Here is a 23,356-nt window from a genome sequence, read left to right as displayed (position 1 = left end):
AACATTCAATTATCATGGTACATTATATATCTCCAGCACCTCTTACATTCGAGGTCATCGATAAAATTTTAAGTAAGAATTACAAACTGGCTCTTTCCGAAGATAGTAAAAAATTAATCAACGATTGTAAAGCCTACCTGGATCATAAAATCGAGAGTTCTGCCAAACCTTTATATGGCATAACGACAGGTTTCGGTTCATTATGCAAAATCAGTATTTCCAAAGAAGACCTCAGCCAATTACAGGCCAACCTGGTGATGTCACACGCTTGTAGTCTTGGAGAACCGATTCATCAGGATATCATTCGTCTGATGTTATTGCTGAAAGCACATGCTTTGTCGCTGGGGAAATCCGGTGTGCAGTTAGTGACCGTCGAACGGATCATCGATATGTTCAATCATAATGTATTGCCGGTAGTTCGTGAATTAGGTTCTTTGGGAGCCTCCGGCGACTTAGCTCCTTTGGCCAATCTATTTTTACCTTTAATTAACGAAGGAGAAGTGTGGTATAAAGGCAAGATTTGCGATGCAAAAGCAATCAATGCCAAATTGGGTTGGGCCCCGATCGAACTCGGAGCTAAAGAAGGATTGGCACTATTAAACGGTACTCAGTTTATGAGTTCTCATGCCGTATATGCTTTATTGAAAGCTTTCAAGATTGCCAAATATGCCGATATCATCGGAGCGCTTTCATTAGAAGCTTACGACGGTCGAATCGATCCTTTCTTACCTCAGATCCAGGCCGCACGTCCTCACCCGGGTCAAATCGAAACAGCACGCAATATCAGAACTTTACTGGAAGGGTCCGAATTCCAGCAAAAAGAAAAAACACATGTTCAGGATCCCTACTCTTTCCGTTGTATGCCACAAGTTCACGGAGCCAGTAAAGACAGTATCATGTATGTCGCTTCTGTTGTAGAACGGGAAATTAATTCCGTAACGGACAATCCCACCATTTTCATGGAAGACGATTTGATTATTTCCGGCGGCAACTTCCACGGTCAACCTCTGGCTTTGGTGATGGACTTCCTGAGTATTGCTTTGGCAGAGTTAGGCAGTATATCCGAGCGGCGTACTTACCGGCTGATTTCAGGTGACCGGGGAAATATTCCTGAATTCCTGGTAGCCAATCCGGGCCTGAACTCCGGTTTTATGATTCCTCAATACGCAGCAGCAGCTATTGTAAGCAAAAATAAACAATTGTGCACTCCCTGTTCTGTAGACTCTATTCCTTCTTCCAACGAACAGGAGGACCATGTCAGCATGGGAGGAAATGCAGCGACGAAAACGGTTAAGGTTGCCGAAAACGTAGAACGTATTTTAGCAATAGAACTGATGAATGCAGCTCAGGCGATCGATTTACAGCGGCCAACCAAAACCTCACCTTACCTGGAAGAGTTCCTGAAAGAATTCCGTAGCATCGTCCCCTTCAACGGGCAAGACAGAGTGATGTATAAAGACATCGATGCCGCCACAGAATTTTTAAAACAAGGTGATTTCGAATAAAGCCCAGCGATTTCTTCAGTAGAGTATCCCCCAAGTCAAAAAGGCTTTGGGGATATTCCCGAAGAAATTCTTTCATTCATTACGATGTTTGCGCAGATAACGTGTCAAACTTCTTTCACCAATCAAAAGAAGTATAAAAATCCCCAGCAACACAAGGATACGCATACAAACCCCGGAATACAACGAAAAAGTAAAATGACGCATATCGATCATCATCACACTCAACAAGATCGATAAAACATCCAGATACATCACTCCCCGGATCAGTTTCAATCTTTTACTTTTCAATATCTTATTTCTACTTTCCATATTGCCAATAAAGATAACAATCCTAAAATAAAAGACAAAACTTTTCTTTTCTTACCACAAATTATTTTTAATTTTATGGAATTCCATTCGTTTTTGCATCTCTAAGACGATAAATATTTCGTATGTATCATAAAAATAGAAACAGATGAGACTAAGTAAACTTTTAATCGGCATACTATTATTTATAGGTTCAGCCACTTACGCACAGCACTCCCCGCAGGACACCTTGACGGCCTACTACTATCGATATCCTCAACAAGCCATCAAAGACGCCGAGGCACTATACCGACAAGCCATCAAAAACAACGATACCCCTTTACTGATCAAATCATTGATTTTAAAAACTACTTTTACGTTAGCGATCGATCACGAGGACTATCCGGCAATATTAAGCGAAGTCGAAAAATACCTTTCCCAGGAGACGGATTCTGCCGGTATAGCTGTCATAAATTCCTATTGTGCCCAGCTTTATGCAGAGTACTACAATAACAACAGCTATCTGATCAACCAACGCACCCCCGTAACCGATTATATTCCGGAAGATATAGCAAGCTGGAGCAGTAATATTTTCGCCGAAAAAATCAAAAAATGTGTAGCAGCCTCTCTGCTTCCTGCCCGAAAATTACAAGAAACTCCTTTGAGCGCATACAAAGCCATACTGACTTCTTTGACTCCAGCGGATTCATTACGTCCTACACTTTACGACTTTCTTTGTTACCGGGCTATAAATATTCTTTTGCAAACCAATACTCCCGGCTTTGCAGAACCATCTTCCGATTCTCCTTTACTATTCGCTCCGGCCGACGAATTTATCGCCACTCCTATTCCCGCAGAACTAAAAGGGCGGTCGGCTACCATTTTGCAGATATGGCAAGAATTACTCCGCTTCCGGAAAAAACAGGCCAATCTCCCGGCTTTCCTGGCTACCGATCTGGACCGTCTGGAATATGCCAAAAAACTTTCTTCCGAAGACAGAGATTCCCTTTATCTAAAAGCTTTGCAGGAACTGACCCAAAAATACATCGGCAGTCCTTTTGTCATCGAAGTGATGGCTAAAGAAGCCAATGAATATGTACAAGCCCTATCTTCCTTTACATTTGGGCAATCTGCCGATCCACAACAACTCATCAAAGAAAAAGAAAAGATCATCAACTTCTGCGAAAAAGGGATACATTTATATCCTAAATATACACGTATCAACTTGCTACGTTCGATCGTCAGCGAAATGAAAGCTCCTAAACTATCGCTCCAACTCCCTGAAGTAATCTACCCGGAAGAAAAGGTTGCCTTAAAACTGACTTCACAGAACCTGGACAATGCCACCTTACAAATCTACCGAATCGATCTCACGACCGAGGCATACGAACAATTGAAAAATCAGGATAAGAACAATGTCCAACGTAAAGTTTACGAAAAACGTTTCACCTTAACTCCCAGTCTGATCGAACAAGATACCACCATCCATATCCCCCTTCCCGAAGCCGGACTCTATCAGATTTCATTAAATACAACGGAGACAAAACATAGTGTATCCCAAACTGTTATCGCCACCCGTTTATTTTCAAATTCTCAGAACAGCAAGAACCAGCAAATTTATTCCGTATACGATTCGAAGAGTGGCAAACCCATTCCCAAGGCCAAAATTCTTCTTTATAAACCCAACTATCCGGGTTACACCCTACTAGACACAGTGTTTACCAATTCCCGGGGACTGGCATTCTCTTCCCTAAATTTATCTAAACAAAATCTGGCTTATCAGGTAATCAATCCGGAGAACCCTAATGGTCCCATCAACCCGATATACCGGTGGTATACCTCTCCTACCTCTCAAAACCATACGACCTTAATCACCGACAGAAGGATTTACCGGCCAGGCCAAACGGTTTATTATAAAGGTATCGGCTGGAAAGCAACCCTAGATACCCTTTATGCGCTGGAAGGTCAAAAATACAAAATCAGCTTTAAGGATGCCAACGACAAGGAAATCGCCCAACAAGAAGTAACATCCAACCGATATGGTTCCTTCACAGGAAGTTTCGTCATTCCGGCCCGCATCCTTAACGGATATTTTACCCTCTATACCGAAAAAGGTCAGACTACCATCGAGGTTACGGATTACAAACGACCTGAATTCGAAATCACCTTTCACAAACCGACACGAACCTATTTTGTCGGTGATATCGTCCGGCTGGAAGGACAGGTCGGAAGCTTTTCCGGCGTAAAAATGGCTAATACCGAAATCAATTATGCCATTTCGGTATCATCGCCGATATTCTATTTTCCACATAGAGACACCACAATCCACGGTATTACCAGAAGTAACGCCGAGGGAAATTTCGAAATTACTTTTAAAGCCCAGGATATTCCGTCCTATCCCTCTTTCCGCAACTCCTATCTCTATGAAATAAAGGTAAAAGTGACGGATACCAAAGGTGAAACAGAGGAAGCGGGCACGAGTATTCCCATCTATTCCGGCAAAGCAACCCCAGCTTTACAAATCCCGGAACAAGTGAATAAACAACAACGTACTGCTTTTCATATCTCACTAGAGGAAATCGGTAACGACTCCAGTGCTTATCCGGTAAAGTACACCATACAAAAATTGGTATCCCCCAAACAATTACAAACCAATTTAGAAATCAAAGACACTATCGTAGAAAAAAACATCCTTGAAGGTCATCTAGCCGTCTTCCGAAAAGATTCTATTTTTCCGGATTTAACCCAACAAACATCAGGTATATATTTATTTACAGTGGAATGCAACCAAATCAAGACAAATCGAGTCTTTTTCCTCTATTCCCCTCTGGATCAGAAACCACCTTTCCCGACCTACGAGTGGATTGTCAGAGAAAAGACCACTTGCCGTCCGGGTGAAACAGCACGTATTCTTTTCGGTACTTCAGTCAAAGAAGCCTATGTCAGATATGATATTTATACTTCCGATAAATTAATCAAACGGTCTTACCCTGTTCTTTCAGACGAAGTGCTTTCGATCGATATCCCTTTTCTGAAAGAATACGGAAAACAAATCTGGTTGTATATCTCCTATGTAAAGGACAAAAAGTTTTTCTCGGAGATCATCCCTATCCAAAAGACAGAACCGGATCGTAAGTTAACCGTAGAGACCAAAGTTTTCAGAGACCACCTTACCCCGGGACAATCGGAAAGCTGGAAATTTCGGGTTGTCGATGCTGCAGGCAAACCTGTGACAGCAGAGCTATTGGCCATGATGTACGATGCCTCCCTCGATAAAATCGCACCTTATTATTTTAATTTTCAACCGACTCACTTAAATCCTGGCGAACCTTATTCATGGGGGGCTCCATTCCATTATAACCTCGAGAACCGGATTATTTTGTGGAGTAATATCTTTAAACGTCCTTCTTATCCTGTCACACCTCTTTCTTTCAGTGAATTACAGACTTATGTATCTTCACATTCCCATTATCGGTTTTCAACCAAAGCGTTGGGAAATACCTACATGACCGGTTCAGCCAAGTTGGTTGCCAGTGATTTTGCAGAAGCGGCATTAGACGAAGCCGGATCATCCGGAATGCCAACCCCCGAAATAAACTACCGGGAGAACTTCCAGGAGACCGCCTTTTTCTATCCCCAACTACAAACAGATCCGGAAGGATATGTCGATATCAGTTTTACTATACCTGACGCGACAACCCAATGGAAATTCACAGCTCTCGCCACGACACCCGCCTTACTGTTCGGGCAATTATCCGAAACGATCGTTACTTCCAAACCGCTGATGGTACGCCCGAATCTGCCCCGTTTCCTCAGAACCGGCGATCAGACGGAATTGCAAGTAACTGTCAGTAACCTGTCGGATACTCTTCAGCAAGGCAAAGTAAACTTTGAATTTTTCGATCCGGCAAATCAAAAAGTTTTCATGCAGCAAAATCAGACTTTCCGGACACACCCCCAGGGCAGTCAAACGCTAACTTTCCAGTTCACTGTACCGGCAGATATCGATTTGCTGGGATTCAGAGTATCCGCTCAAAGCGGGCACTTCAGTGATGGCGAGCAACATTTGCTCCCCGTATTGCCGACAGAAACTTTAATCACTCAGACCTTACCGATCTACACGAATCAGACCGGCAAGCATACCTTTACGCTAAAACAACCCAACACCACGATCACTCCTTATCGGCTAACTTTCGAATTAACCGAGAATCCGATCTGGTATGCTGTTTTGGCTATCCCCTCCATACAACAACCTCAGAACGAAAATATCACCGACTTATCAGGTGCCTATTATGTCAACAGCATAACCCAGCGTATTATACATGCCAATCCTCATATCGCCGGAGTTATCCGCAGCTGGCATCTATCCGCAGACGACCCGACTTTATTGTCCAAACTGGAACAGAACCAAGAGCTGAAATCCATTTTGCTGGAAGCTTCACCTTGGGTAATGCAAGCACAATCGGAAACAGAATGTATACAGAGTTTGGTTCAATTATTCGACCAAAACAGATTAGATTACCAACAAAAAAGTATACTCCAAAAGCTTGCAGCATTACAAAATCCGACAGGAGGCTGGAGTTGGTTCAAAGGAATGTATCCGAGTCGTTTTATGACTGCCAATGTTCTTGCGATTATGGCCAGGGCTAATCTTACCGGCCAACGGGCTTTCAATGAGCAAGAGAAAGAGATGCAAATAAAAGCACTTCGTTACCTGGATAATGAAATCCGAAAAGATTTTGAGACAACTCCCCAACGAATCGGATACGAACAAATCCTTTACCTCTATGTCAGGAGTCTATATCGGGATATCCCCTTGGGAGATGCTTTGAAAGCACACAAATATTTTATAGCATTAGCTCAAAAGCAATGGAGCGATTTCACTCTGTATGAAAAAGCTTTAACTGCCGTTACATTAAACCGGTACGGTTTTAAGCAAGAAGCACAAAACATACTGAAATCCCTGCGCCAATATGCAGTCACGAATAATGAACAAGGGATGTACTGGCCTAATAACCGGAGACAAATTTACAGAAATTCAGCCATTCAGACTCACGTTGCCTTGATGGAAGCTTTTTACGAGTTAGAAGGGAATACGCCCGAGACCGAATTGATGAAACAATGGTTACTCCGGCAAAAACAAACTCAAAATTGGGGCAACGTCCCTTCTACCGTCGATGCGATCTATGCCCTGCTGTTAACGGGAAAAGATCGACTGAATCAATCCGAAAAAGTAACTGTCGAATTGGGGAAACAGATGTTACCGATCCCCACTACCGCCAATCCATTAGGTTATTTGAAGCATACTTATACATCATCCGAAATTCAACCCGATATGCTGAGCGTCGAAATCAACAAAATGACCGACTCTCCCAGCTGGGGCGGCTTATATTTGCAATACTTCGAAAAATTCGATCAGGTAGAGCAGCAGAAAGGAGTACTCAGTGTCACTAAAAAGCTCTTTATTGAAAAAATAGGTCCGGACGGCAAAAAAGAACTCCTTCCTCTCGGCCGACAAAACCTGAAAACAGGAGATAAAGTGGTTACCCGCCTAACGCTTTCTTTAAAGCAAGACATGGATTTTCTTTACCTGAAAGATTTCAGAGCAGCCTGTTTCGAACCTATCAGGCAGTTATCGGGCAATCAATGGAAATTCGGTACCGTATACTATGAAGAATCTAAAGATGCCGTTACCAATTTCTTTTTCAATTCTCTGGCCAAAGGTACCTACGTATTGGAATACCCGGTATGGGTAAATCAGGCAGGCACCTATCAGGACGGGATCGCAACTTTCCAAAGCATGTACGCCCCGGAATATACGGCCTATAGTGAGGCAGGAAAAATAACCGTAACCAAGTAACAAAAAAAGCTGAGGTTTACCCTCAGCTTTTTTTACTCTTCAATCACCAACCGGAAACCGGAGCCGTGAACGTTCTCTATCTTTATATTCTGATCATCTTTAAAATATTTCCTCAATTTAGTCACATAAACATCCATACTTCTGGCTGTAAAATAATCATTGGTCCCCCATATCTCGGTCAATGCTTTCTCACGGGGTAACAAGCCATCTTTATAATTATACAGCAATTCCAGCAGACGAGCCTCTTTCGGGGTCAATTTGATTTGTTCCTCATTTTTTGTGATCGTCCGCAATTCGGTATTGAACACATATTCACCGATAGTGATAAATTTCGGTTTAGGCTCGGCTTCTTCGTGTTTACTACGGCTAAGGATCGCTTTAATCTTCAAAATCAGTACTTCAGAATCAAAAGGCTTTACAATATAATCATCCGCCCCGATCTCATAACCTTGTTTCATATCTTCTTTCATACTTTTAGCCGTGATATAAACAAAGGGCACATTTCCATCGATCTCACGAATTTTTTTACCTAAGGTAAAACCGTCCATTTCAGGCATCATAACATCCAGTAAACAGATGTCGAACTTATCTTTCCGGAAAGCCTCCAAACCATCGTTACCATTCACACATAAAGTAACTTCATAATCGGATAATTCCAAATAAGATTTCAATACCGAACCAAAACAGGGGTCATCTTCCACTAACAATATTTTCTGTGCCATACTTTTTGATTTTTGACTTACGATTTACAATTTACGATTTCAACTTTTAATGCAAGGCTTTTCAAAGCTCTTTTCGTAAATCATAAATCTGAAATCTAAATTATTTTATTCTTTTTTAAATTCTATCTCTACCAAAGTTCCTTTATTTTTCCTGGAAGTCAATTTCACGCTTCCACCGTGCAACTCTACGATAGACTTCACATAACTCAGCCCCAATCCGAATCCTTTCACGTTATGTAAATTTCCACTCGGGACACGGTAAAAACGTTTGAATACTTTCTTCTGGGCTTCTTTCGATATGCCGATACCATGATCTTGCACTCCGATCAGATAAGCTCCGGTCTTTTCTTGTGTATATACCAATATATCCGGTTTTCCGCCCGAATATTTAATGGCATTATCGATCAGATTGCATACAGCATTCATCATATGAACTTCATCTACCGAACGGATGAAATGATCGGCTTCAAACTTGCACTCCAAAGTTCCGCCGGCATTTTGGACAATGAGCATAAAATGTTCAGCTGCTTCTCTGACCATTTCATTGATATCTACCTCAGTCTTATTTATTTGCAATTCTCTCCGATCCAACTTCGCTTGTTGCAAGATCCGCTCGACGTACTTATTCATCCGGTCATTTTCACTCTTAATCATGGTATTGAATTTCAGGATCTGTTCCCGGTCGTTCAATACCTTATCTTTCATAATAGCAGAAGTAGCCAGAGATATCGTCGCTATCGGGGTCTTGAATTCGTGCGTCATATTATTGATAAAATCGTTCTTGATGACCGATAATTTCTGTTGACGCATAATGATAACGATCGTAATAATAAATACGAACATCAACCCGAAAATACAGAATCCGGAAGCTAAAAACAGCCACCCCATATTTTCCAGTAAAACCGGCTGCACCGACTCAAAGCTCACCCCCAGATAATATCCTTTTTTGACTAAATCCTGTTGAAACAGTTCCACATAATAAAAATTCTTAGGAGCCCCACCTTTTACCCTGTTCAGCAGTCCCTGTTTAGTCATAATCTCATAAGTGAAAGGCAAATGAATATTATAAGTCCGGAAACCATACAATAATAAATTATCGATATCAATATGAGCCAGACGTTGTTCGGCAGATACATTTTCAGGATCTTTTTCATGAAGCAAACGTATCAGAAATTCTTGCATCTGCTGACTGAGCTGTGCCAGTCTGGCAGCCCGTGCCGTACTATCCCGCTGAGGTAACTCCATCGACCGGATCGTTTGCTCGATAAATTCCTGATCTATTTTCTTCCCGATTCCGGAACGGGCATACGGGACAACCGAAAACAAATAGGAACGCTCACCTTTCAACCGATTGATATCGTTATTCAGAATATTAAACAAATTGTTGGAATACCATTCAGAGGAGGTTCCCCCTTGCTGGGAAGCGATCAGGTCATTGTAGTTTTTAATCTCCCCGATCTGTTCATTCATTTCCTGTTTGTATCTCAGGTAATTGAATTCATCGATCCGGTTGACCACCCGGTTCAATACATCGTATACCTGCGAAGTAAATTTCGTTTCCCGTTCCCGGATAGCATATTTTATCCACAGCCATTGCACAACGACTACTGCCGTAAATGCAGCCATCATCACAACCAAAAGAATTTTAATAATTGTCTTCTTTATCATACTCCAGGAATATCTCCGTAAAAATAGTATTTATTACAAAATAATCAAAATCTGTATGATATGAAAATAAAAAGGGGGTACCGGACAGGTACCCCTAAAAACAACTAAGTAATAAAAACGGGAAAACAAAACCATTTACATGGCTTTACTTTTATTGCAATTTTTCTGCAGTAGTCTTATAAATATTACTTTCCTTATTGGCAATTTCCAATTTTTTGAACAGCTCTCTCTGTAAATCGAGACTATCTTTCAGTTCGTCTTGTAATAAGAAAAGAGACAATTCCATCGTCGGGTTAACTTCGATCAGGTTCTTGACATATTTAGCACGAGCGCGGATATAACGTTGTCTTTGCAACTGATGAACTCCCAACAATACTTCTTCTTCTTTCGATCTTTTGGGTTTTTCCATGATCTTTTTGATTGCTTTGTCGATCGGTTCGATCGGTCCTTCATATTTCTCCTTGAACATTTTTTTCAACTTCGCATATTCCATATCCAGGCCCGAACCTTTCACTTCAATTTGATCGGGGAATTTAATTTTTCCCTGAATCCATATCTGATCTTTACTATCGAGAATAAATTCCAATGTATTTTTTCCTGCCACATCCACCCATACTCTAGCTGGTATTTGCAATGCCTCTGTTTCGAGATCGATATTACCGTCAGTAACATCTTGCTGGGCTAAGATCACCAATCCTTGTTGTCCCGGCATCTCTGCCAACAATTTTACAGTACCCTGTAAACCAATAACTTTCCCTCTGACTTTTACCTTATTAGAATTACATCCGGCTAATAAAAGCGTAAAAGCAATTAAAAATAAACAAATCCTTTTCATTTTCTTATCTCACTTTGTAAATTTTATAGCGCAATTTTCTACAAAGATATAAAAAAACCAAATGAACCAAGAAAACTTAAGAATTTGTTTCGGTTGCAAAAGTTAAAAAGCGTGTACCCTTAAAGCTCCAATGTTTCAAATAATTGCAAAATCTGTCCCGAAGGTCTGGGGGCATTCGAATTTAAAATTTTCCCATCGGGTCCGATCAGGATAAATCTCGGCACACTGATAATCATATAATCTTCTGCAAATTTATCTGCGGCCCCACTAAAGGTATGATTTCCAGCATAGGGATTCTGATGCAGAAAATTTAGCCAGGTATTCTGCTCGTCAGCGTTTCTTCCCACCGCGACAGTCAAAAATTGAATATTTTTACCGGCATATTTCTTTTGTAATAAATTCAAATAAGGCAATTCGCTTTTACAAGGTACACACCAAGTCGCCCATACCATGATATACAAATAGGATCCCCGGAAAGCTTCTAAAGTCACTGTTTTCCCCTCGGTATCCCGAAGGGCAAAATCAGGAGCATCGTGTCCCGGTAGAATCTTTTCCCATAATTCTACCATACCGTCGATATAAGCGATTTTATTCGGATCCGTACATTCCTGATGAAAAACGGACAACAAATAATCAGCTCCCTCAATTCCGTTATTTTCACAGATATAATTATAAACGAGCTGAGTCAGTAAGAAACTCTTAATCGTCGGACTATTTACGGTAGCCAGAATATAATCGGCAATCCCGTCGGAATAATTCTCCCATCCCTGAGCACCGCGACTTCCTTGTATATAAACATAATTCAACAAGAAATCACGGTAATCTTTTGCTCCGATCAGCCTTTCATTATTAATCGAGAAAGAGGATAAGAAATCGGAAAAAACACTCCCCGGACGATAGTCTTCGTCCGGATACATATTCCTCCGGAAAGAGGGATACAACGACGCTCTTACAGCAATGGAATATCCGATTCGTTGTTTTTCCAATTCTGTAAAAGAATCGTCAAAATTTTTCGCTTCCAGCAATTTCACCTTTTCATCGATAAGTGCCCTCATCTTCTGCACGAACTCTTCTTCGTTCAGCGCGTAATAGTCTTTATCGAAAAAGACTGCAATCTCCTGTTCTTTCAGGTAGCTATTGATCCCACCCAAACTCCCCCGAAAATACAAAGACCCTGAGAAATTTTTTGCATTCACATAGATTTCCAGATCCTCTCCCGGACTCAGATAAAGATTCAGGGCATTATGTAACATCGTGGCATATCCACCTTTTACCATATCGATCTTACCTGAAAAAAAACCTTGCTGATCCAAGGACAAAGTATAAATGCTGTCGTCTACCAAAATACTGACAATAGAATCTCCGTTCTCAATCCGTCCACTGACTTGTACAACGTCACTTTTCGAACATGAAAACAAAGAAACCAGCACCAATATTAAAACAATTATTTCTTTCATTATTTTTCAGCCAATTATCAGCCATAATAAGCCATATTACTCTGATTAGCAAATATAAAACAACAATCGGGAAAAATATGTTAAAGAAAGGCTAAAAGAAAAGATTGTTCTGAATAAGAAAATAAAAAAAGCTGCGGAAATAAAATCCGCAGCTTTATATTGAACTATGGCATTCAACTTATTTTACAATAGCTTGGAAATCAGCATTGTCAAACAATTTAGCGAATTCCATATCAGTAGCAGCTAATTTCTTCATAGAAGCATCTTTGCTACAAGCAGTTTTCAAGTTAGAAAGCACTGCACTATTATCGTTGTTACGGGCAGCGATAACAGCTTTCAGGTAAGAAGCCAAAGCAGAATCATCTTTACCTTCATTCAGTTTTTTAGCAGCTTCGTTATTGTTACCTGCCAGGATATTAGCTAAAGCAGCATTGACACAGTTGCATTTTCCGAAATAGTCTACAGCAGCTTTATAGTCACCTTTCATGATAGCCACGATACCTTTGTTGTAGTTTACTTCGTTGCCAGCACCGGTAGCAGCACCGAACAGTACTTCAGCTTCTTTTACGTTACCGTTGATCAATTCAACAGCACCTAAGTTGTTCTTAATCGTTTTATTGTTTGCAGACAGAGCATTCGCTTTTTCGAAGTCAGCTTTAGCCTGAGCAACTTTACCCGTTTCGAACAGAATCATACCTGCGTCATTGAAACCTCTCCAATCGTTCGGGAATTGTCTCATAGCAGCTTCGTAGATAGCTAATTTATCTCCATTATTATCGAACAGCGTAGCTGCATACAGTAATTCTTCAACATTCAGAGCAGAAGGATTAGATTTTGCCAGGTTACGGATTTCTTCATCCGATTTACCGATGCGTTCTGCATTTACAACAAATTTAGAACGTCTCAGTTTCGGCAGGATTTGTTCAGCCACTACAGAATAAGCAGAAGAAATATTTTTGATTTCTCTTTCTCTTACTTCAGGATCTGAATACATAGCCAGTACACGCAAGATCAATTCTTTGTCGCGGATATTAGATTCTTCCATCGCTTTTTTGAAACCTTCCCAGTCTTCAGCCACAACATATTTTTTGAAGAAATCCAAGTCTTTGTATTCTTCTACTTTATTTTTCTTCATGTTGTTTTTAACGAACTTGTCAGCAGCACCTTCCCGGTTGTTAGCCAAATTCTCGTTAAAAGACATCGGACCATCAGGAGAAGCATAAGACTGAATCTGGATATTTTTCAATTCCATATCTTCTGCAGCTTTCGCATCTTTGATGAATTTTTCCATTGCCTTGATTTCTTTTGAACTCATTTCTTTGGTACGGATCTGAGCAGAATTGATCAAATAATAGATAGCAGCTTCCTGTTCTTCCTTGGTGATTCTTTCGAACTGATCCGCACCGATAGCGATAGCCGGAGCATTATTCACCATAGTAGCGGTAGCAATCACACCATCAGCAATTTTACGGGATTCGTAATCAGCAGATTTTTTACCTTTAGATCCCTGAAATTTCACATACAAGCCGGAAACTCTCATTCCTTCTTCAAAAGGAACGGTTCCACTATAATTGACAGTCTTTTCGGTAGCATAAGGTACAACCTCGTTGTTTCCCTGCACTTTTTCGCCCTGGAAAGTTTTAGGTTCATAAGCTTTTTCTCCACCATTTTGGAATTTTAAAACCGGAGTAGCAACCAAAGTTACTTTCTTGTTAAAATATTTAGCAGGAATAGTAGCATCGATTTTAAGGTCTACTTGGCCACCTTTAGCTTCCAGCATTTCAGGAGTTACCTTATAAGCAATGTTCTTTTCTAATCTTTTCATCTTATTCAGAGATGAACAAGAAGCAACAACAAACCCGGCTAACGCAACGGTAGCAACAGTTTTCAATGTTCTTTTCATAATCACTTTCAAATTTATTCTTAATATTCAAATTGGTTGCTCAATAAGCAAAGCAAATGTATAAAAAAATATTAAAACATTCACTTATCTGGAAAAATATTGAAACTAATCTACATTAATTTTATGCATCACTAACTTTTCTGCTTTTTCGATGGCTTTTTCTATTCCTTCCGGATAGGCCCCTCCCGCAGTTGCGAAGAAAGGTTGTCCGCCTCCGCCACCTTTTATTTCCTGAGCAGCTTCACGCACGATCTGACCGGCATTCAACCCGTAGTCTTCTGCTATACTATTACTGATCATCACGGTCAGGTGAGGCTTCCCGGCATTTACACCTCCCGCAATGAAAATCACTTTTTCATATTCCCCTTTCAGTTGAAAAGCGATATCTTTCGCTTGAGCTGCGGGGATAGACAAATTCGTAATAATCAGATTGATATCCCGGTATACCTTTTTCTCGTTTTTCAACCGTTCTTTCAATAAACGTAAGCTTTCTTTAGCAAATTTTTCAGTTTCCTTTTTTAATCCTTCGTTCTCTTCCAAAACATTCTTTACGCATTCCATCAAATTTTTATTGGATTTGAACATTTTCTCCATTTCCCGGATGATAGCAAAAGAGTTATTGATGTACTCTTCCGCTTTATCGGCTGTGATCGCTTCGATACGACGCACACCGGCAGAAACCGAACTCTCAGACAGAATCTTGAAAAAACCAATTTGTCCGGTAGCCGGAACGTGTGTACCTCCACACAGTTCGACAGATTCCCCATACTTGATCACCCGGACCAGATCGCCATATTTTTCCCCGAAAATCGCTAAAGCTCCCATAGCTTGTGCCTTAGCCATAGGGACACTGCGATGTTCTTCCAAAGGAATATTCATACGGATCAACCGGTTTACAATGGCAGCAACCTCGGCCAGTTCTTCATCGGTCACTTTCTGGAAATGTGAAAAATCGAACCGTAAATGCTCGTCACTCACATAAGAACCTTTCTGTTCGACATGCTTTCCTAACACTTTCCGCAAAGCATAATCCAGCAGGTGAGTAGCCGAGTGATTATTAGCGGTCAGCACCCGCTTATGTTCATCCACTTTCGCGATGAAAGTCTGGGTTACATCCTCCGGCATCTTCTCCGCCAAATGAATGGTCAGTCCATTTTCTTTCTTAGTATCGATAATCCGGATAGTCTCTTTCTCTCCGATCAGTACTCCGCTATCTCCTACCTGTCCTCCTCCTTCTCCATAGAAAGGAGTAATATTGAATACCAGGTGATAGAGGGTCTTGTTCTTGGTAACTACTTTCCGATAGCGGGTGATTTTTACCTCCACCTCGGTATAATCATATCCTACGAACTCCTGAACATCGTCGTCGATCAATTCGATCCAATCGTCCGTATCTACAGAAGATGCTGAACGGGAACGCTCTTTTTGGGCTTCCATTTCAGCTTTGAATTCCCGGCGGTTAACCACCAACCCTTTCTCCCGCAAGATCAACTCGGTCAAATCGAGTGGGAATCCATAAGTATCGTATAATTCAAAAGCAACATTACCGGGAATCGTCAGAAAATCTTCTGCTTTAGTTTTCTCGATAATCCGATCCAGCAATTTGATACCTTTATCCAATGTCCTCAGGAAGGCATTTTCTTCTTCCCGTATCACTTTTTCAATCAATTCTTGCTGAGCGACCAATTCCGGATAATGTTTTCCCATCACTTCTATCAAAACAGGCACCAACCGGTACATGAAAGCTTCCTTCTGATCCAGGTAAGTATAAGCATATCTCACCGCTCTCCGCAAGATCCGGCGGATCACATAACCTGCTTTCACATTCGAAGGCAATTGCCCGTCTGTAATAGAGAAAGAAATAGTACGCAAATGGTCTGCAATCACCCGCATAGCCACATCGGCATCGTGTGACACCCCATACTTCAAACCGCTAAGCCGGGATATTTCATCGATGATTGGAGTAAAAACATCCGTATCATAATTAGAAGTTTTTCCTTGCACAGCCATACAAAGCCGTTCGAATCCCATTCCTGTATCCACATGATGATTGGGCAAATTTTCCAGACTTCCGTCCGCTTTCCGGTTGTATTGCATAAATACAAGGTTCCAGATTTCAATCACCAGTGGATTATCCTGATTCACCAGTTCACGACCGGATTTCAATTTTCTCTCCTCCTCGGGCCGGAGGTCGATATGGATTTCAGAACAAGGCCCACAAGGTCCCATATCCCCCATTTCCCAAAAATTATCTTTTTTATTCCCGAAGAGGATTCGATCCTCGGACAAATAATTCATCCAAATTTTACGTGCCTCTGCATCTCCTTCCAGTCCGTCCTCTTTGCTCCCTTCAAAGACAGTAGCGTACAACCGGTTTTTATCCAGCCCCATTACTCCGGTCAGGAATTCCCAGGCAAAAGCAATCGCATCTTCTTTGAAATAATCACCGAACGACCAGTTCCCCAGCATCTCGAACATCGTATGATGATATGTATCGTGTCCTACCTCTTCCAGGTCGTTGTGTTTTCCGGAAACCCGGAGACATTTCTGCGAGTCCGCGACACGCCGGTGTTTGGGATTGATATTCCCAAGAATAATATCTTTGAACTGATTCATTCCTGCGTTTGTAAACATCAACGTAGGATCGTCCTTAATCACCATGGGTGCTGAAGGGACGATAGTATGTCCCTTACTTTCAAAAAAATCCAGAAACTTTTGTCTGATCTCTGCTGATTTCATATCTTTTTAATGAACAAGTTGTAACTATCGTTTTTTGTACTCAGAAGTACAATAAAAAAACGGGATTGTGTTTCCACGTCCTGAACCTGCCCAAGACTGTCTCTCCCGTATCGACGCAAAATAGAATTGCAAAATTAGATTATTTCTTTAACTTTGCATCGAAAATTATCAATTTTATAATAAAAAATGGCGAAAACAGGTTATCGTTTTAATCCCGAAACACTGTCTTATGATAGAATACATGTCTCCGTAAAAAAGAAACTATGGTCGCTGGTCGTAAAATTCTTTTCCAGTTTATCCCTGGCCCTGGTCATCTTTTTGATTGTTTCCGCTATCGTCGATTCTCCGAAAGAAAAGGCGCTGAAAAGAGAAAAAGAAGAAATACTGGCTCAATATCATATTCTGAACAACGAATTGGAGCGTATGGACGAGGTATTGAAAAATCTGGAAACCCGGGATGACAATATCTATCGGGTGATATTCGAGTCCGAACCGATCGACGCTTCTATCCGCCGGGCAGGTTCGGGAGGAGTAAACCGGTATGAGTCCTTGAAAGACATGGACAATGCCGAATTGATCATCAATACCAGCAAAAAACTGGATGAATTATCGAAAGCGCTTTATATCCAAAGTAAATCGTACGATGAAATAGAAACATTGGCGAAAAATAAGATCGAAATGCTGGCATCGATACCGGCCATCTTACCCGTATCACTTAAAGATCCGAGTACCCGTTTTTCTTCCTCCTACGGCTATCGGATGCACCCGATTTATAAAACGGTAAAACTCCATGCCGGGATGGATTTTTCCGGAGCCGTCGGTACGCCGATCTATGCAACGGGAAACGGAAAAGTCGTATATGCAGAAATTCATCAAGGTTATGGAAAATGCGTATTGATCGACCACGGCTTCAATTATCAAACCCTTTACGCTCATATGAGCGCTTACAATGTTAAAGCAGGCCAAAAAGTCAAACGTGGCGATATCATCGGATATATGGGTAATACAGGGATGTCTACCGGGCCTCATATTCATTATGAAGTAAAGAAAAACGGCATTCCTGTCGATCCGATTAACTATTATTTCAACGATTTAACAGCCGATGAATATGATAAACTCGTAACAGAAGCAAACAATAACGGGCAAACCATGGACTAAGCGGCAACTTTATACCTCAGATTATGGAACAGGAGAAACAACCATTAAAAGTATACTACTCAATCGGTGAAGTCGCCGATATGTTCGGAGTGAATACCTCACTGATTCGTTTTTGGGAAAAAGAATTCGACGTCATCAAACCACATAAAAACAAAAAAGGCAACCGCCAGTTTACCAAGGCAGATATCGACAATTTTCACCTGATCTATCATCTGGTCAAAGAAAAAGGCATGACACTCAAAGGTGCTCAGATGAAATTACGGGAAAACAAAGCGGAAACCGAAACCAACTTCGAAGTGGTAAAACGCCTGAAAGCAATCAAGGAAGAATTACTTCAGATTAAAGACCAATTACAATAATCAGGACTTACGGTCCCAAGTACAGACATGCAAAACCAGCAACGGCCCCTATATGTCAGAGACATCCTCTCTATTTTAGAGAACTTCGCTCCTTTGAGTTTACAGGAAAGTTACGATAATGCCGGACTCATCTGTGGCAATCCGGAAGCCGAAATACATTCGGTTCTGTTAAGCACGGATATTACCGAAGAAGTAATCGACGAAGCCGTACAGGGAGGACATGATCTGCTCATCTCCCACCATCCGCTCACTTTACAGGGATTAAAAAATCTGCGTCCGGACAGCTATGTAAAACGTTGCCTCATCAAAGCCATTCGGCACAACCTCAATATCTACTCCGCACATACCAATCTGGATGCCGTATTACACGGTGTCAGCGGCAGAATGGCCGACAAACTGGGATTACAAAACCGGAAAATCCTGCAACCGGGCGGTAAATTATTCAGCCTGTGCTTCTACACGCCTGTCTCAAAGGCAGAAGAAGTAAGACAAGCCGTATTGGGAGTAGGCGGAGGTCACATCGGTAATTACAGTCACTGTTCATTCAACCAGAAAGGAGAAGGCACCTTTCACGCCGAGGCAGGTAGCCATCCCTATGTAGGAGTAATCGGGACCCTTCACCGGGAGGAAGAGATAAAAACCGAAATTACGGTCCCTGAATACCTCCTCTCCCAAAGCATAGAGACTTTACTGAAGGTACATCCTTATGAAGAACCGGTATGGAACATCGTTAACCTGGATAATACCAATCCTGTAACGGGTTTCGGAATCATCGGCGAACTCGCCGAGCCAGCCGATAGTCTGCCTTTCCTGCAACAGGTAAAAAAGACTTTCCGTTGTAAAGTCGTCCGTCACACTGCAATCTGTAAATCTCAGATCCGGAAAGTAGCCGTCTGCGGCGGTTCCGGTGCCTTCCTCACTTCGGCCGCAATAGCTCAGGGAGCCGATATATATATCACCGGAGACTACAAATACCACGATTTCTTCCAGGCAGAAAATCGGTTGATCCTGACAGACATCGGGCATTATGAAAGCGAACAGTTCACAAAAGAGATTTTTTATGAGTTAGTTACAAAAAAAATATCTAACTTTGCAATTCAGTTTTCGAAGGTCGAAACAAATCCCATACATTATTTATAATAGGGTGTTTCTTCCTCTGATGGTTCAAAAATAAATTAGAGTTACTTTATAAATATGGCAACAAACAACGAAAAACTGCAAGAACTTTCTGTCGAAGAAAAATTGCAGCATCTTTACGAGCTACAACGCATTGATACCGAGATCGATAAAATCAAGACATTAAGAGGGGAATTGCCTCTTGAAGTTCAGGACTTGGAAGACGAAATCGCCGGTCTGGAAACCCGTCTTGAAAATTTGAAAAATGAAATCAGTGAAGCTGACAAAAGTGTAACAAACAAAAAACAGGAAATCACCAAGTCGGAAGAGCTGATAAAAAAATATTCAGAGCAATTGGATAATGTCCGTAACAATCGGGAATACGATGCCCTGACCAAAGAAGTCGAATTTCAGAAACTGGAAATCGAATTACAGCAAAAAAGAATCCGGGAAGCTCAAAAACTGAAAGCCGAAAAAGAGGTAAATCTGGAAATTTCCAACAAACAATATACAGAAAAGAAAGCAGATTTAGAAGCGAAGAAAGCGGAACTGGACGACATCATCGCTGAAACCCACAAAGATGAAGAAGCATTGACCCAAAAATCCGAGGAATTATCTCAGAATATCGAAGAGCGTTTGTTGACAGCCTACCGGAAGATCCGTGACAATGCCCGCAACGGCCTGGCAGTCGTCACCGTCGACCGGGATGCTTGTGGAGGTTGTTTCAATAAAATTCCGCCACAGCGGCAATTGGATATCCGCTCCCGGAAAAAAATCATCGTGTGTGAGTATTGCGGACGAATCCTGATCGACAAATATATCTGTGACTATGACGGCAGCATGCAAAAAGCAGATCTCGAATCAGCGATGGAAGCTCAAAAGAAAAAAGGAAGACGAATCAAAAAATCAGAAGAATAAGAAAAGGCTGCAAATGCAGCCTTTTTATTATCATTTTAAATCTAAAATTTCAGGCATGATTGCTACAAATTACAATCCGAAAGCAAGCGAAGAGAAATGGTACAAGTACTGGATGGATCATAAACTATTCCATTCGGAAGTAGATAACAGCAGAGAACCTTACTGCATCGTCATCCCTCCTCCTAACGTCACCGGAGTTCTACACATGGGGCACATGCTGAACAATACAATACAGGATGCTTTGGTACGCCGGGCCCGTCTGTTAGGGAAAAATGCTTGCTGGGTGCCTGGCACGGACCACGCTTCGATAGCCACAGAAGCCAAAGTAGTAGGTAAGCTTCAAAGTGAAGGAATAAAAAAAACCGATCTGACCCGGGATGAATTTTTAAAACACGCCTGGGATTGGACGCATACACACGGCGGAATCATCCTCAAGCAATTGAAACGCCTGGGAGCTTCCTGTGACTGGGACCGTACTGCTTTTACCATGGATAAAGAACGAAGTGAAAGTGTACTGAAAGTTTTTGTCGACCTTTACAACAAGGGACTGATTTACCGGGGAGTACGTATGGTCAACTGGGATCCGAAAGCACTGACCGCTCTTTCCGACGAGGAAGTGGTTTACAAAGAAGAGCATAGTAAATTATACTATCTCCGTTATAAAATAGAAGGAGAAGACGGTTATGCCCTGGTAGCGACCACCCGTCCGGAGACCATCATGGGAGACACTGCTATGTGTATCAATCCCAAAGACCCTAAAAACCAGCATTTACGGGGAAAAAAGGTGATCGTTCCTTTGGTCGGGCGCACGATACCGGTTATCGAAGACGAATATGTCGATATTGAATTCGGTACAGGCTGTTTAAAAGTAACTCCAGCTCATGACGTCAACGACTATATGTTAGGTGAAAAATATCATTTGCCTTCTATCGATATTTTCAATGACAACGGTACGATCAGCGAGCAGGCCGGAATTTATGTCGGCATGGACCGTTTCGACGTACGGGAGCAGATAGAAAAAGATCTGCAAGCAGCAGGGTTATTGGAGAAAGTGGAACCTTACACCAATAATGTCGGTTTTTCGGAACGGACCAATGTACCCATCGAGCCGAAACTATCTATGCAATGGTTCCTGAAAATGGAACATCTGGCAGAGATCGCTTTATCGCCGGTAATGAACGACGATATCCGTTTCTTCCCTTCTAAGTTCAAAAATACCTACAGACACTGGATGGAAAACATCAAAGACTGGTGTATCAGCCGTCAACTTTGGTGGGGCCACCGGATTCCGGCCTGGTATCTGCCTGAAGGCGGGTATGTCGTCGCTTATAACGAAGAGGAAGCTTTACGCTTAGCCCGGGAGAAAAGTCATAATTCGAATCTGACCATTGCAGATCTACGACAAGATGAAGATTGCCTCGACACTTGGTTTTCTTCCTGGTTATGGCCTATTTCCTTATTCGACGGAATCAACCATCCCGGAAATCCGGAAATCAATTATTACTATCCCACGAACGATCTGGTGACCGGCCCGGACATCATTTTCTTCTGGGTGGCTCGTATGATCATGGCCGGTTATGAATACGAAGGGAAAATGCCGTTCAAAAATGTATATTTCACCGGTATCGTACGGGATAAATTAGGCCGTAAGATGTCTAAATCCCTGGGAAATTCTCCTGATCCGTTGGATTTGATCGACAAATACGGAGCAGATGGGGTACGGGTAGGGATGTTATTATGTGCTCCGGCAGGAGGTGATTTACTGTTCGATGAAAGTCTGCCCGAACAAGGCCGTAATTTCACTACCAAGATGTGGAATGCGTTCAAGTTGGTAAAATCCTGGGAGGTAGCCTCCATCGACCAACCGGCCCATTCCCGTTTGGCGTTGGAATGGTTCAACCACTTGTTGGGAAAAGTAAACGAAACGTTGAATACCCAATTCGACCAATACCGGATCTCCGAAGCACTGATGACGGTATACACCACGTTCCGGGACGAATTTTCATCCTGGTTACTGGAAATGATCAAACCAGCGTACGGCCAGCCTATCGATCGGAAAACGTATGAGGAGACGCTGAATGTCTTCGAGCAACTGTTGCAATTACTGCATCCGTTTATGCCATTTATAACAGAAGAGATCTGGCAAACCTTACGCGAACGGCAAGACGGTGAAAGTATCATGATTTCACGACTCCCGAAGGCGACAAGTTATGACGAGAGTTATCTGTTACGCTTTGAAGCGGTAAAAAATATCATCGTAGGTATAAGAAATATCCGGAAACAAAATAATATCGCTTTCAAAGATGTCCTGGAGCTGAAGGTAAAAAAGAACGAACGTTATCCGGCTTCCTTCGATAGTATCATCCGTAAAATGGGAAATATCGGTCAGATCGGATTGGTTAACGAACCGGTCAAAGGAGCCTGGAGTTTTATCGTCGATACCGTCGAATATTTTATTCCGGCACAAGGTGAAGTAAACACAGCCGAAGTAAAAGCCAAACTGGAAGAAGAATTAAACTATACCCGTGGTTTTCTGACTTCAGTGATGAAAAAACTCAGTAATGAAAAATTCGTCAACGGTGCTCCCGAACAGGTAGTAGCCAATGAACGTAAAAAACAAGCCGATGCAGAGGTTAAAATTGCCGCAATCGAAGCACAGTTAAAAGGATTGTGACTTTTTACCGAAATAAACTATAGCGAAAGGGGCTATCCGACTTTGAACAGCCCCTTCATTTAGGGATATTCAGTAAATGTCCCTATAAAATACAATGGCATATGAAGATGCCCCAGTATAATCACTTCATATGTCATTTTTATTGTCATTTTTCTGT

The 23,356-nt window shown here is 41.7% G+C and carries 14 protein-coding genes; 7 read left to right on the top strand and 7 right to left on the bottom strand.

Annotated features, from left to right (window positions below; all coding sequences use genetic code 11):
* Positions 1 to 14 precede the first annotated feature (14 nt).
* On the top strand, positions 15 to 1,505 hold the full coding sequence (hutH, locus tag AC5RDS_RS09455) for a histidine ammonia-lyase (RefSeq protein ID WP_013612076.1): 1,491 nt from the start codon (positions 15 to 17) through the stop codon (positions 1,503 to 1,505).
* Positions 1,506 to 1,577: 72 nt separating this feature from the next.
* Here the strand turns inward: hutH and AC5RDS_RS09450 are convergent, their stop codons facing one another.
* Positions 1,578 to 1,814 carry a hypothetical protein gene (locus AC5RDS_RS09450; RefSeq protein WP_013612077.1) on the bottom strand — a complete coding sequence of 79 codons (237 nt, stop codon included), beginning with the start codon at positions 1,812 to 1,814 and terminating at the stop codon, positions 1,578 to 1,580.
* 145 nt (positions 1,815 to 1,959) lie between these two features.
* Between AC5RDS_RS09450 and AC5RDS_RS09445 the strand changes: the two genes are divergently transcribed.
* Entirely contained in the window at positions 1,960 to 7,650 is a 5,691-nt protein-coding gene (locus AC5RDS_RS09445) for an alpha-2-macroglobulin family protein (protein ID WP_494222315.1), read from the top strand.
* A 32-nt stretch (positions 7,651 to 7,682) separates the two neighbouring features.
* Here AC5RDS_RS09445 and AC5RDS_RS09440 read toward each other — a convergent pair whose 3' ends face one another.
* From AC5RDS_RS09440 to alaS, 6 genes are all read right to left on the bottom strand, one after another.
* Positions 7,683 to 8,372, bottom strand: coding sequence for a response regulator transcription factor (locus tag AC5RDS_RS09440; RefSeq protein WP_013612079.1), 690 nt, complete (start codon positions 8,370 to 8,372; stop codon positions 7,683 to 7,685).
* Positions 8,373 to 8,477: 105 nt separating this feature from the next.
* Complete coding sequence (locus tag AC5RDS_RS09435; RefSeq protein WP_041556638.1) at positions 8,478 to 10,040, bottom strand: sensor histidine kinase; 1,563 nt, start codon at positions 10,038 to 10,040, stop codon at positions 8,478 to 8,480.
* Positions 10,041 to 10,191: 151 nt separating this feature from the next.
* A complete protein-coding gene (locus AC5RDS_RS09430; protein ID WP_013612081.1) occupies positions 10,192 to 10,875 on the bottom strand; it encodes a hypothetical protein in 684 nt (227 codons plus the stop codon).
* Positions 10,876 to 10,994: 119 nt separating this feature from the next.
* Positions 10,995 to 12,332, bottom strand: a complete 1,338-nt coding sequence (locus AC5RDS_RS09425; protein ID WP_013612082.1) for a TlpA family protein disulfide reductase — start codon at positions 12,330 to 12,332, stop codon at positions 10,995 to 10,997.
* Between the two features lie 178 nt (positions 12,333 to 12,510).
* The gene (locus tag AC5RDS_RS09420) at positions 12,511 to 14,235 is read right to left on the bottom strand and encodes a tetratricopeptide repeat protein (RefSeq protein ID WP_013612083.1); all 1,725 of its coding nucleotides are present in this window, start codon (positions 14,233 to 14,235) and stop codon (positions 12,511 to 12,513) included.
* 105 nt (positions 14,236 to 14,340) lie between these two features.
* Positions 14,341 to 16,974, bottom strand: coding sequence for an alanine--tRNA ligase (alaS, locus tag AC5RDS_RS09415; protein ID WP_118108476.1), 2,634 nt, complete (start codon positions 16,972 to 16,974; stop codon positions 14,341 to 14,343).
* 186 nt (positions 16,975 to 17,160) lie between these two features.
* Between alaS and AC5RDS_RS09410 the strand changes: the two genes are divergently transcribed.
* From AC5RDS_RS09410 to AC5RDS_RS09390, 5 genes are read left to right on the top strand one after another with little or no spacing between them, the layout of a single operon-like run.
* Positions 17,161 to 18,132 (top strand): M23 family metallopeptidase, encoded by a 972-nt coding sequence (locus AC5RDS_RS09410; protein WP_013612085.1) that lies wholly within the window; start codon positions 17,161 to 17,163, stop codon positions 18,130 to 18,132.
* A 23-nt stretch (positions 18,133 to 18,155) separates the two neighbouring features.
* Complete coding sequence (locus tag AC5RDS_RS09405) at positions 18,156 to 18,491, top strand: MerR family transcriptional regulator (RefSeq protein WP_013612086.1); 336 nt, start codon at positions 18,156 to 18,158, stop codon at positions 18,489 to 18,491.
* 27 nt (positions 18,492 to 18,518) lie between these two features.
* Positions 18,519 to 19,631: a Nif3-like dinuclear metal center hexameric protein gene (locus AC5RDS_RS09400; protein WP_306444843.1), complete on the top strand. Its 1,113-nt coding sequence runs from the start codon at positions 18,519 to 18,521 to the stop codon at positions 19,629 to 19,631.
* Positions 19,632 to 19,685: 54 nt separating this feature from the next.
* Complete coding sequence (locus tag AC5RDS_RS09395; RefSeq protein ID WP_046403811.1) at positions 19,686 to 20,525, top strand: zinc ribbon domain-containing protein; 840 nt, start codon at positions 19,686 to 19,688, stop codon at positions 20,523 to 20,525.
* Positions 20,526 to 20,580: 55 nt separating this feature from the next.
* Complete coding sequence (locus AC5RDS_RS09390) at positions 20,581 to 23,199, top strand: valine--tRNA ligase (RefSeq protein WP_118108492.1); 2,619 nt, start codon at positions 20,581 to 20,583, stop codon at positions 23,197 to 23,199.
* The last annotated feature ends 157 nt before the right edge of the window (positions 23,200 to 23,356 follow it).

The sequence above is a fragment of the Odoribacter sp. genome (genome assembly GCF_985060555.1).
Note: the sequence above shows the minus strand (reverse complement) of the source record. Positions and strands in the feature narration are given on the sequence as shown.